This is a genomic window from Eubacterium sp. MSJ-13 (genome assembly GCF_018918235.1).
GTDB lineage: Bacteria > Bacillota > Clostridia > Lachnospirales > Lachnospiraceae > Butyribacter.
Genome location: NZ_JAHLQE010000114.1, coordinates 1 through 12,129, shown reverse-complemented (window position 1 = coordinate 12,129; position 12,129 = coordinate 1). Strand labels below are relative to the sequence as shown.

Below are 12,129 nucleotides of genomic sequence, written 5' to 3'. Positions count from 1 at the left end.
AGCAGCTAATAGTGTTATGAGCAAGTAGCAAAGCGGATTGCGAATATCCGCTTGACTGAAGTGAAATAGAAGAAACACTTAATTTTACTATCTTTTTTGTTGTAATTTAACAAAAAATGATTGATAAAAATATCAAAGTCAGAGAATCGAGGCACAAAAATGAACAGTGAAAATGGAGTATCAGATGATTTTCGCAAACGTTTACATTGTACGATGGCATTCATAGGAGGATATATCGGGGCATATGCACTTTTAAACAGGGCGGATGTATTTGGAAATGCACAGACAGCCAATCTTATCCATGTAGCGATGAGTATAGTCGGAACGGATTTTTTTGATCTTTTTGTAAGACTTGGCGGTGTGGCAATCTACATGGCAGGTGTGGCACTTGCTGTTATATGGCCCAAAATTACAAAGATAAGCGTTCATTATCTTGCAATCATAGTAGATGCAATTGCATTTATAATGCTTGGATTTTTCCAAAAAGACATGGACATAATGATATCGCTGTATCCGATCTTTTTTGCCGCAGCGATTCAGTGGACTTCATTTTCCGGAGTTTACGGATATAACTGTTCGACGATATTTTCTACAAACAACCTTAAACAGTTTACTATGGCGGGAGTTGAGTATCTTTGCAGCCATGACAAAAAATTCAGCCATAAAGCGAAGTTCTATGGAAGTGTACTTATAACATATCATCTTGGTGTTGCCTGTGAATTTTTTGCAAATCAGTCATTTGGTATAAGATCTTCATGGCTCGGACTTGTGGCTGTGGCAGTAGCATTCGTTATGGTAGCCATTGAGCAGGGAATGTTATCAGGGTTATTTGTCACTGTTCATTCGCAGGCCTGAATTTGTTTGGGGTATTATAAGTATTGACTGAGTTGAAAGCGAGGGATGCTTCCTAACCAGAACTCAGGAATATGAAAATTTAGAAAAAGTTTGATAAACATTATATAATAACTGAGTAGCAATATGCGTAAATCCGAGTTTATGGATTTACGCATATTTTTAAGTAAAAATGGTTATTGTTCGTACCGTAGATGTGAACATTAACCAAAAATGGAGGAATATATATGAGTGAGATAAAAAAAGAAAATCCGTTGGAGGTACTTCCGATAAATAAATTGCTGGTAAAATTCTCAGTGCCAAGCATAATTGCCATGCTGGTAACGGCGTTGTATAACATTGTAGATCAGTTCTTTATCGGACAGGCTGTAGGTTCACTTGGCAATGCGGCAACGAGCATATCATTCCCGTTGTCGATAACCTGTATTGCCATAGCATTATTGTTTGGAATAGGCGGTGCGTCAGCATTCAATCTCTCAATGGGAGCAGGGGACAAAAAGACAGCGGCTTATTATATCGGAAATGCTGCGGCAATGTTATTTTTATGCGGACTTATTTTATGCCTTGTAAGTGAGATATTTTTAAGACCTATGCTTTTATTTTTCGGTTCATCAGATAAAGTGCTTCCCTATGCAATGACATACACGAGGATAACAGCTATAGGTTTTCCACTTGTCATCCTGACAGCAGGCGGCGGTCATCTTATAAGAGCCGATGGAAATCCGAATATGGCAATGATATGTAATCTTATCGGAGCAGTAATAAATACTATATTAGATGCGATATTTGTTTTTGGAATGAACATGGGAATGGCAGGGGCAGCATTTGCAACGATAATAGGACAGTTTGTATCGGCAGTCGTTGTAGTTGTTTATATGCTTCACTATAAAACGGTAAAACTGCAGAAAAAGCATCTTGTAGTTCGGGCAAAATATATAGGCAGAGTGGCGGCACTAGGCGGCTCACCATGCAGTAATCAGGTTGCTATGATGATAGTACAGATAATCTTAAACAAATCATTGAAGCATTACGGCTCGCTGTCAGTATACGGCGAGGATATTCCGGTAGCCTGTGTCGGCATCATAACAAAAGTAAACCAGATGTTTTTTTCATTTGTAATAGGTCTGTCACAGGGGCTTCAGCCAATCGCAAGTTTTAATTATGGAGCAAGGAAATTTGACAGAGTAAAAAGTGCATACAAAAAATCAATGTTATGCGGATTTACAATGTGTATCATAGCATTTATAATGTTTCAGTTTTTCCCAAGACAGATAATATCGGTATTTGGAAAAGGTGACGAAACTTACTATACATTTGCGGTGAATTATTTCAGGATATTTTTATTCTGCACCTGTGTAAACTGCTTACAGCCGATAACATCAACATTCCTTACGGCAATCGGAAAACCAAAAGGAGGTATGTTCTTATCACTTACAAGACAGATAATCTTTTTACTTCCTCTAGTCGTGGTACTGCCGCTTATCATGGGAATAGACGGAATAATGTATGCAGGGCCTATAGCGGATGGGCTCGCAGCGGTTGTAGCTATTGTTATGATAAGGAAAGAATTTTCGAGAGAGGAATATATGGTGAATGGGTAATGCAGTTGACATCTATTCATTGCTAATGTAATAAAGAACGGTTATAATGAAATCTGGCAGATATTGATGAGTAGTTTTATAAGAAAAAACTTAAAAAGTTAATAGAAAAATAGAAAATGAGGAATAAACAATGAACGATATAAATGTAAAATACAGTGACATAAAAACATGGGATAAGGATTCATATGTACTTGTTGATATGCGTGACGATTCGTCAGTCGGATATGGAATGATACCGGGGGCGGTTCATATACCGGAGGAAGATATAGACGAGAAGATAGAGGAAGTATCAGCAGGAAAAAAAGTTGTTATATATTGCACAAGAGGAGTATTCAGTGCTGAGTGTGCGGGAAAACTCAGAGAACAGAAAAATATTGAAGCCTACAGTCTTGAGGGCGGATATACGGGATGGATACTTGAAAACATCAGGCTTGAAGAAGAAAAAGAGGAAGACGGCAGCAGGAAAGATGATATAGAAAAAAGCATCAGAAAGAAATTTCATAAGCAGCTTTTCTCAAAATTTGCGAAAGCGATAAATACTTATGAACTCGTAAAAGAGCATGACAAGATAGCTGTCTGTATATCAGGTGGAAAAGACTCAATGCTTATGGCAAAACTTTTTCAGGAACTCAAACGACACAATAAATTTGAATTTGAACTTGTATTTCTTGTAATGGACCCCGGTTACAGCGAGGCAAACAGAAAAGTAATAGAAAACAATGCAAAACTTATGGATATTCCGATAACGGTATTTGAGTCAACAATATTTGATGCAGTGTATGAAGTTGAAAAATCACCATGCTATCTCTGTGCAAGAATGAGGAGAGGTTATCTTTACAATAAAGCAAAAGAACTAGGCTGTAATAAGATAGCACTCGGCCATCACTATGACGATGTGATAGAAACAATCCTTATGGGAATGTTATACGGCGGTCAGGTGCAGACAATGATGCCAAAACTTCACAGCCAGAACTTTGAGGGCATGGAACTTATAAGACCGATGTATCTTATAAGGGAGGATGACATAAAGCACTGGCGAGATTACAATAACCTTCATTTTATACAGTGTGCATGCAGATTTACAGACACTTGTACTACCTGTAGGACAGACGGCAGCACTGTGTCGAAGAGAATGGAGATAAAAAATCTCATAGCAGAATTAAAAAAGACAAATCCGTTTGTCGAGAGTAATATATTTAAAAGTGTTGAGAATGTCAATCTGAAGACGATAGTTGCTTACAAAAAGGACGGTGTAAAACACAGCTTTTTGGAAAGTTACGATAAACAGTAAAACAGATTAGGAACTTGAAAACCATATCCTTATTATGATAAACTGTAACCGAAAGGCAGATTTGTGAGTGCTTTAATACTATCAAGTAAGCAGCAGAGCGGATTGTGAAATCCGTTTGACAGTGTAATCAGACAAGGAGGGGAAAGAAGATGGCGAGAAAAATCAGTGCCATGCGTGCAGAAGAAAAATTAGGCGGATTTGCAACAGCAAAGAAGCATATAACAGTACAGTATCATGAGCGTGAACGCTCGTTAGACAACCTGCTCAGCCTTATCAGGCGTGATGTAGTAGAGAACCACGGGATAGCAGATGAAGATATCACAGAAGTAAATGTATATATCAAACCCGAAGAAAATGCTGTATTTTATGTTATAAACGATAAGCTTCAGGGACAGATTGAATTTTGAGGGGAAACTGGTATGAAAATTAAATATTTTCATACTTAGGATTTGTGTCTGCGCACACTTGGCACAAATCTTATGTGTGAAATATATTATATTTCACACTATGCACAAAAACGTGTGCAGAAATGAGGATTAAAATGGCAATCACATTTGTTGTGGCAAATCAAAAAGGCGGCATAGGAAAAACAACAACAGCGACTACACTCGCGGGCGTACTCGGAAAGAAACATAAGACACTTCTCATAGATGCAGATCCACAGGGTAACAGCAGTGCTACATATCAGGCAAAGATAAAAGATCAGGCGACACTTTATGATGTAATGGTCGATACAGACCGCATACCTTTAGAGGAAGCAATACAGCATCTTGAGAACGGAGATATCGTAGCATCAGATCCGTTACTCATAAAGGCAGAAAAGTTGCTTGATGGAGATGTTGAGGGGCTTTATAGATTAAAGGATGCGATAGAGGAACTTGAAGGCTATGATTACATAGTCATCGACACAGCTCCGGCTCTTGGCGTTGTATTATACAACAGTCTTATAGCAGCGGACAGAGTTATCATTCCGATTACAGCAGATGCATATTCAATGCAGGGAATAAACCAGCTTTACAGTACGATAAAGGCAGTACAGAAAAGACAAAATCCGTCATTAAAGATAGAAGGACTTTTGCTTGTAAAATATTCAGGGCGCTCAAATCTTGAGAAAAATATGCTTGAGGAACTCAAAGAAACAGCAGAAAGCATGGGAACAAAATTGTTTGAGACAAAGATAAGAGAGTGTGTAAAAACAAAAGAAGCACAAACGGCAAATAAACTTCTTATAGATTATGCTCCAAATTGTACCACCATGCAGGATTATAATGAACTAGTTAAGGAGATAGTCTGAAAATTTTCAATTTTCAGACTCAAGATTTGTGCTTCGCACAAACTTGATATGCACAAAAGACAGTGCAAGAATAGAGATAGTGTGAAAAATCCATATATGCAAATGGTTTTTCGGAGGGACAGATGGAATCGCCGAGACAGATATTGAAAACGGCGTATGAGGCAAGAATGATACAAAATGATATTTTGTGGCTTGAGGCACTAAGAGCGAGAAATAATGTTAATGTTGCACATGCATATAATAATGGTGTTGCATTAGATATAATAAAAGAAACAAAAAATAATTATTACAATATATTTGTGGAATTAAAAGAAACGATAGACAAAAACTGGCTTTAGAAGAAAGGACGATCATGCCAAAACTATACTTTACAAGACACGGGCAGACAATATGGAATGTTGAGGGCAAAGTCTGTGGAGCAACAGACATTGAACTTACTGAGCTTGGTCACGAGCAGGCAAAAGAACTTGGTGAGCACATAAAAGCGGATAAGAACATAAAAATAGATGAGATAGTAGCGTCACCACTTATAAGAGCAAAAAACACGGCTGAACATATCTCAGAGATAACAGGCATCCCAATGCACACGGATATGCGTGTCATTGAGCAGAACTTTGGAAAATATGAGGGTGGTGGCAGACGCAGCGAAGAATTTACGGCGGCAAAAAATCATTTTATTGACAACTTTGACGGCGGAGAATCCATGTTAAAAGTTGCAGCGAGAGTTTATAACATATTGGATGAGATGAAAAAAGATAAGGATAAGACTTATCTCATCGTAGCTCACAATGGCATAGCAAGAATTGTAAATTCATATTTCAATGATATGACAAATGAGGAGTTTGCATCGTATGGGATAAAGAACTGTGAATTGCTTTGCTATGAATTTACGGATTGATAAAATATTGCTTAGGATAAAATGAAGATTGCCTTATGACTGAAAAATGGAAGATGGTAATTTGAAAAGAATAAACAAAATAATATGTTTCGTTTGACATCAATCAATTTTAAGGTGTGAGGGGTGACATTATGGGAAGGTTTGTAAATGCTGGAAAAAGTGCATTTCAGGTGGCTTTAAATTCTGAAATATATGTAGACAAGACAGGACTGCTCGAATACACAAACAAGGTTATTGACACGAAACAGGGATATATATGTAACAGCCGTCCGAGAAGATTTGGAAAATCGATCACAGCCGATATGCTCACAGCGTACTATAGCAGAGATTGTGATTCTAAGGAAATGTTTTCAAACCTTGAGATAAGTAGAAATAAGGAATTTGAAAAACATCTGAACAAATATGATGTCATCCATATAGATATCCAGTGGTGCATTGGGGCAGCAGGCGGGGCAGACAAAGTAATACCATACATTGAAAAAAATGTTACGGGTGAACTCAGACAGTATTATCCGAAAGAACTGCCTGAAAATATAAATTCGTTGCCGGAAGCATTGTCGGGCATAAATGCATCTACGGAACAAAAGTTTATCATAATCATTGATGAGTGGGATGTGCTTATCAGGGATGAAGCACACAATGATAAAATTCAGACTGAGTATATAGATTTTTTGAGAAATCTGTTCAAGGGGACAGAACCTACAAAATATATACACCTTGCATATCTGACAGGTATTTTGCCTATAAAAAAGATAAAGACACAGTCAGCACTCAACAACTTTGATGAATTTACGATGATAGATTCGAGTGCATTTGCGGCGTATATAGGATTTACCGACAGCGAGGTAAAAAAGTTATGTAAAAAGTATGAAAAGGATTATGAACAGGTAAAACACTGGTATGATGGTTATATACTTGGTGATTATCAGGTTTATAATCCGATAGCCGTTGTAAATCTTATGACAAAAGGCGGCAAATTTAAAAGCTACTGGTCGCAGACAGGAAGTTATGAAGCAATTGTGCCGCTTATAAATATGGATTTTGACGGGCTGAAAGCTGCAATTATTGAAATGCTTAGTGGAGCAAATGTAAAAGTTAATATAAATTCTTTTAAGAATGATACTTTGAACTTTGCAAATAAGGATGATGTGCTGACATATCTTATCCATTTGGGGTATTTGGGATATGATGAGGCTATGCAGACTGCTTTTGTGCCAAATGAAGAAATACGGCAGGAACTTATCGTAGCAGTAGAAAGCACAAAATGGAATGAGCTTGGCAGATTTTTGAAAGAATCTGAGAGATTGCTTGAAGCGACACTCGATATGGACGAACAAACGGTTTCAAGAGAGATAGAAAAGATACATGATGATTACACATCAATAATAAGATATAACGATGAAAATTCTTTGAGCAGTGTACTTGCGATAGGATATTTAAGTGCGATGCAGTATTATTTTAAACCGATAAGGGAACTGCCGACAGGCAGGGAATTTGCGGATTTTATATTCATACCGAAACCGCAGTATCTAAGCTATTATCCCGCACTTGTAGTAGAATTAAAATGGAATAAAAAAGTTCAAACTGCAATGCAGCAGATAAAAGAGAAGAAATATCCTGAGGCAATCAGCCGGTATACAGGAGATATGCTGCTCGTTGGAATAAATTATGATAAAAAGACAAAGCAGCATGAATGTATAATAGAAGAGTATGATACGGTACAATAATAGAATAGTAAGTTTGACATTGTCTGTCAGGCTGTTCAACGATGATTGAACGATAACAAGTAAGTCAAATGTATAACAGAAAAAAATGATAGACAGACTGTCATATTAAAAATAAATACAGTATATCGACATTAGATAGAAATACTGACAAGGAGGAAATCCATGTACTATATAGGAAATCATTTATCAGCATCAAAGGGCTTTACCGCAATGGGCAAGGCAGCAGTAAAACTTGGTGGCAACACTTTTGCATTTTTCACGAGAAATCCCCGTGGCGGCAAAGCAAAAGCAATAGATGAAAAAGACATTGAAAAATTTCTGGCATTTGCAAAAGAGCATGAATTTGGAAAGATAGTAGCACACGCTCCTTATACGATGAATCTCTGTTCGGCAAAAGAAGATATACGAAATTTCTCAAAAGAAATGATAGCAGATGACATGAAGCGAATGGAATATATTCCGGGCAACTATTACAATTTTCATCCGGGTTCACATACGGGACAGGGTGTGGAGACTGGGATAGAATATATCGCACAGACATTAAATGAGATAATCAAACCTGAGCAGTCAACGACAATACTTCTTGAGACCATGGCGGGCAAGGGAAGTGAGATAGGAAGAAGTTTTGAGGAAATAAGAACGATAATAGACAAAGTAGAACTTGATGACAAACTTGGAGTATGCTTTGATACATGTCATGTATGGGATGCAGGCTACGACATAGTGGATAACCTTGACGGGGTATTAGAGGAGTTTGACAAAGTCATAGGACTTGACAGACTAAAGGCGGTTCATTTCAATGACAGTATGAATGTCTGTGGTTCCCACAAAGACAGGCATCAGAAGATAGGGCAGGGAAATATAGGGGCAGAAGCCATGAAGCGTGTAGCACTCCACCCTGTATTAAAAGGCAAGCCTTTTATACTTGAGACACCGAATGACGATGAGGGATATGCAGCAGAAATAGCAATGTTTAAAGAATGGATGGGTGAGTAAGTAATGGAAAGAAATGTAGACATGGCTCAGATATCTGACGGAAAAAGATATACATCAAATGACCTTGCAAAACTTGGATGCGGAGACTGTGCAGGATGCAGTAAATGCTGTCATGGCATGGGTGAGTCGATAATACTCGATCCATATGACATATACAGTCTTACCACAAACTTAGAAACAACATTTAATGAACTAATAAAAGACAAACTGAGTCTTTCAGTCGCAGACTTGATAATATTACCGCACCTCAACTTAAAAGCAGCCGATGAAGGCTGCCTTTTCCTTAATGGGGATGGCAGATGCAGTATACATTCGTTCAGACCGGGGATATGCAGGCTTTTTCCACTCGGAAGGATTTATGAGGACGAAGGTTTCAGCTATTTTTTACAGGTAAACGAATGTGCAAAACAAAACAGAACGAAAGTAAAGATAAAAAAATGGCTCGGAATACCAAATCTTAGTCAGTATGAAAATTATATAAACACATGGCATTATTTTCTTAAAAATATGAAATCTTTTCTTGAAGAACAAAATAATGATAGTATGGCGAAAAAAATCAATCTTTATATATTGAAGATATTTTTTGAAGAACCATATGATAATGAAGATTTTTATAAACAATTTGAACTGAGGATGCGGAGGATGCAGCAGATTTTTTAATTTGTTAGTGAGCAAAACTAAGGAGGCTGTGGAGATTGTGCAATCTTATAGACTGTATTGTTAGTTTTGCAGGAATTAATTTTGAAAAGTAATAGAAAAATATAAGGAATTGTCTGATTGTTGTTTGGTTAAAGATTAAAAAATCTGTATAGTAGATATTGGATTTGTAGTAGATATTTAGTTTGCAAAAGGTAGAAAAATATATAAATTGTTGATAGATATTATAGAAAACAGGGGGATAAAGGATGAGAATACCTGGAAGTTTAAAACAGGGTGGTACGATTGGTTTTGCAGCTCCTTCATTTGGCTGCAATATTGAGCCATACAAAACAGCATTTAATAATGCGCTTAAGACATTTGAAAAAATGGGTTATAAAACAAAGCTGGGGCAGAACTGTTATGCCGGGGAGGGGGTTGGTATAAGCAATACACCTGTAAAGTGTGCAGATGAGATAAATTCATTTTTATGCGGAGAGTATAATGGTGATATTTCTGCTCTTTTTTCATGCGGCGGTGGTGAGCTTATGTGTGAGATATTGGATTATGTGGATTTTGAGAGAATAAAAAAATCAAAACCCGTGTGGTTCTTAGGTTATTCTGACAATACCAATCTTACATTTCTTTTGCCGACTATCTGCGATACAGCAGCCATCTACTCGCCGTGTGCTCCAGCATATGGGATGGAGCCGTGGCATCCGGCACTCAAAGATACATTTGATATACTTACGGGAAAGTCAGATATGGCTCATGGCTATGATAAGTGGGAAAAGGAATCATTAAAAAATGACGAAAATCCGCTTGTGCCATATAATGTAACGGAAAAAACAGAGATTAAAAAGTTTGGTGCTGGTAAGGATGATGAGAAAACAGAAATTTCAGGCAGACTTATCGGTGGATGTCTTGACTGTCTGTCAAACCTTGTCGGAACAAAGTTTGATAAGGTATCAGAGTTTAATGAGAAATATGAGGAGGATGGTATCATATGGTTTATGGAGTCATGTGACTTAAATCCGATGGCGATAAGACGAGCAATATGGCAGCTTGACCATGCAGGATGGTTTAAACATGTCAAAGGTTTTCTTATAGGAAGACCGTTGTGTCTTGACGAGGAGATATTGGGCGTAGACAGATACAATGCAGTATATCCTCTCCTTGAAAAATATGATGTGCCGATAATAATGGACCTCGATATAGGACACACAGCGCCAATGATGCCGGTGGTATCCGGGGCAAAGGCGGAAGTTACGATTGAGGATGGGAAGATTGATGTAGTATATTTTAGGGACTGAGGGGTAAAGAAGTTCTGATAGGGAAATCACATATAGAAATGCTTTTTGGTGTAGCTTTAATAAAAATATATTAAAAAGGGGAGAGATATATGGCAAGAACAGTAGGGATAGGAAAACAGGATTTTGAAAAAGTGATAAATGAACATTGCTTTTACATAGATAAAACAGGTTTTATAAAAGAATGGTGGGAAAATAAGGATGATGTAACGCTAATCACCCGTCCGCGTCGTTTCGGAAAAACGCTAAATCTTGATATGCTCCGCTGCTTCTTTTCAAGTGAATATGCAGACAGAGGAGAACTATTTGAAGGTCTTGACATATGGAAAGAAGAAAGATACCGTGAAATACAGGGAACATATCCTGTAATATTTCTCAGCTTTGCTGGAATAAAGCAGACGAAATATGATGAAACAGTTATAAAGATAAAGGATGAAATTGTAAGGATTTATAATCAATATGATTATATACTAAAAAGTGATTTGTATAATTATAACGAAAGAATACAGTACCAGTCTGTTTGTACAGGTATGAGTGATACTGTTGCACAGGAGGCTTTAAAAAATCTTTCAGATTATTTGAATCGCTATTATGGTAAGAAAGTAATAATCTTTCTCGATGAATACGACACACCAATGCAGGAAGCCTATGTAAATGGCTATTGGGAAGAACTGGTGTCATTTACAAGAAGCCTGTTTAACTCCACATTTAAGACAAACCCTTACCTGGAAAGAGCAATAATGACAGGAATTACAAGGGTATCGAAAGAAAGCATTTTTAGTGACCTTAATAATCTTGTCGTAGTCACCACTACATCAAAACAGTATGAAACATCATTTGGATTTACGGAAGAAGAAGTATTTAATGCACTTGACGAGTATGGACTTTCTGACAAGAAAGAGGAAGTCAAGACATGGTATGATGGTTTCACATTTGGAGATAAAAAAGATATCTATAATCCGTGGTCGATAATCAATTTTTTGAAATTTAAGAGCTTCAAAACATATTGGGCTGACTCAAGTTCAAACGGACTTATAAACAGCCTTGTACAGAAAGGAAGTCCATATGTAAAAACAATGGTTGAAACACTTATAAGCGGTAAAACTATAAATGTGATGATAGATGAACAGATAGTGTTTTCAGAATTGGATTATTCGGAAGAGGCGTTATGGAGTCTTATGCTTGCAAGTGGGTATTTAAAGGTTATCTCAATGGAAGAATTGAATATGACATGGGAAAGCGATGGCGAATATGAGCTTGCTTTGACGAATCTTGAAATATTATTTATGTTCAGAAAAATGATATTCAGGTGGTTCAGTCCTGCAAAGCGTGAAACGAATGAATTTATAAAAGCACTTATAACTGGAGACCTGGAAAGTATGAACATTTATATGAACGATGTCGCATTAAGCACATTTAGCCTGTTTGATACCGGAAAAAAAGTTTCAGAAAAAAGAGCACCTGAAAATTTAGCCTCATGCTACGACTGTCAAGGAGTAGCTAATGGCTCAAGTTTGAACGATA

At 37.2% G+C, this 12,129-nt stretch carries 12 protein-coding genes; all 12 read left to right on the top strand.

The genetic code is table 11. From position 1 onward, the window contains the following. Positions 1 to 159: 159 nt before the first annotated feature. Positions 160 to 855 (top strand): YoaK family protein, encoded by a 696-nt coding sequence (locus tag KQI69_RS07280; protein WP_216564685.1) that lies wholly within the window; start codon positions 160 to 162, stop codon positions 853 to 855. Between the two features lie 224 nt (positions 856 to 1,079). Continuing rightward, positions 1,080 to 2,453 carry an MATE family efflux transporter gene (locus KQI69_RS07275; protein ID WP_216564684.1) on the top strand — a complete coding sequence of 458 codons (1,374 nt, stop codon included), beginning with the start codon at positions 1,080 to 1,082 and terminating at the stop codon, positions 2,451 to 2,453. A gap of 130 nt (positions 2,454 to 2,583) precedes the next feature. Further along, entirely contained in the window at positions 2,584 to 3,744 is a 1,161-nt protein-coding gene (locus tag KQI69_RS07270) for an ATP-binding protein (RefSeq protein ID WP_216564683.1), read from the top strand. Between the two features lie 149 nt (positions 3,745 to 3,893). Next, positions 3,894 to 4,151, top strand: a complete 258-nt coding sequence (locus tag KQI69_RS07265; RefSeq protein ID WP_216564682.1) for a DUF6465 family protein — start codon at positions 3,894 to 3,896, stop codon at positions 4,149 to 4,151. Positions 4,152 to 4,285: 134 nt separating this feature from the next. Continuing rightward, a complete protein-coding gene (locus KQI69_RS07260) occupies positions 4,286 to 5,038 on the top strand; it encodes a ParA family protein (protein WP_216564681.1) in 753 nt (250 codons plus the stop codon). A gap of 122 nt (positions 5,039 to 5,160) precedes the next feature. Continuing rightward, positions 5,161 to 5,376: a nucleotidyltransferase substrate binding protein gene (locus KQI69_RS07255; RefSeq protein ID WP_216564680.1), complete on the top strand. Its 216-nt coding sequence runs from the start codon at positions 5,161 to 5,163 to the stop codon at positions 5,374 to 5,376. 14 nt (positions 5,377 to 5,390) lie between these two features. Beyond that, the gene (locus tag KQI69_RS07250; protein ID WP_216564679.1) at positions 5,391 to 5,936 is read left to right on the top strand and encodes a histidine phosphatase family protein; all 546 of its coding nucleotides are present in this window, start codon (positions 5,391 to 5,393) and stop codon (positions 5,934 to 5,936) included. A gap of 131 nt (positions 5,937 to 6,067) precedes the next feature. Then, complete coding sequence (locus KQI69_RS07245; RefSeq protein WP_216564678.1) at positions 6,068 to 7,663, top strand: AAA family ATPase; 1,596 nt, start codon at positions 6,068 to 6,070, stop codon at positions 7,661 to 7,663. Between the two features lie 162 nt (positions 7,664 to 7,825). Continuing rightward, positions 7,826 to 8,659, top strand: coding sequence for a deoxyribonuclease IV (locus KQI69_RS07240; RefSeq protein ID WP_216564677.1), 834 nt, complete (start codon positions 7,826 to 7,828; stop codon positions 8,657 to 8,659). Between the two features lie 3 nt (positions 8,660 to 8,662). Then, on the top strand, positions 8,663 to 9,319 hold the full coding sequence (locus KQI69_RS07235) for a YkgJ family cysteine cluster protein (RefSeq protein WP_216564676.1): 657 nt from the start codon (positions 8,663 to 8,665) through the stop codon (positions 9,317 to 9,319). 245 nt (positions 9,320 to 9,564) lie between these two features. Beyond that, positions 9,565 to 10,608: a S66 peptidase family protein gene (locus KQI69_RS07230; protein ID WP_216564675.1), complete on the top strand. Its 1,044-nt coding sequence runs from the start codon at positions 9,565 to 9,567 to the stop codon at positions 10,606 to 10,608. Positions 10,609 to 10,697: 89 nt separating this feature from the next. Beyond that, the coding region (locus KQI69_RS07225) for an AAA family ATPase (protein ID WP_216564674.1) at positions 10,698 to 12,129 on the top strand (1,432 nt) is incomplete at its 3' end.

Excerpts from the sequence above, each read along its gene's own strand:
- KQI69_RS07280 (WP_216564685.1), top strand. The coding sequence starts at position 160 with ATGAACAGTGAAAATGGAGTATCAGATGATTTTCGCAAACGTTTACAT.
- KQI69_RS07275 (WP_216564684.1), top strand. The coding sequence starts at position 1,080 with ATGAGTGAGATAAAAAAAGAAAATCCGTTGGAGGTACTTCCGATAAAT.
- KQI69_RS07270 (WP_216564683.1), top strand. The coding sequence starts at position 2,584 with ATGAACGATATAAATGTAAAATACAGTGACATAAAAACATGGGATAAG.
- KQI69_RS07265 (WP_216564682.1), top strand. The coding sequence starts at position 3,894 with ATGGCGAGAAAAATCAGTGCCATGCGTGCAGAAGAAAAATTAGGCGGA.
- KQI69_RS07260 (WP_216564681.1), top strand. The coding sequence starts at position 4,286 with ATGGCAATCACATTTGTTGTGGCAAATCAAAAAGGCGGCATAGGAAAA.
- KQI69_RS07255 (WP_216564680.1), top strand. The coding sequence starts at position 5,161 with ATGGAATCGCCGAGACAGATATTGAAAACGGCGTATGAGGCAAGAATG.
- KQI69_RS07250 (WP_216564679.1), top strand. The coding sequence starts at position 5,391 with ATGCCAAAACTATACTTTACAAGACACGGGCAGACAATATGGAATGTT.
- KQI69_RS07245 (WP_216564678.1), top strand. The coding sequence starts at position 6,068 with ATGGGAAGGTTTGTAAATGCTGGAAAAAGTGCATTTCAGGTGGCTTTA.
- KQI69_RS07240 (WP_216564677.1), top strand. The coding sequence starts at position 7,826 with ATGTACTATATAGGAAATCATTTATCAGCATCAAAGGGCTTTACCGCA.
- KQI69_RS07235 (WP_216564676.1), top strand. The coding sequence starts at position 8,663 with ATGGAAAGAAATGTAGACATGGCTCAGATATCTGACGGAAAAAGATAT.
- KQI69_RS07230 (WP_216564675.1), top strand. The coding sequence starts at position 9,565 with ATGAGAATACCTGGAAGTTTAAAACAGGGTGGTACGATTGGTTTTGCA.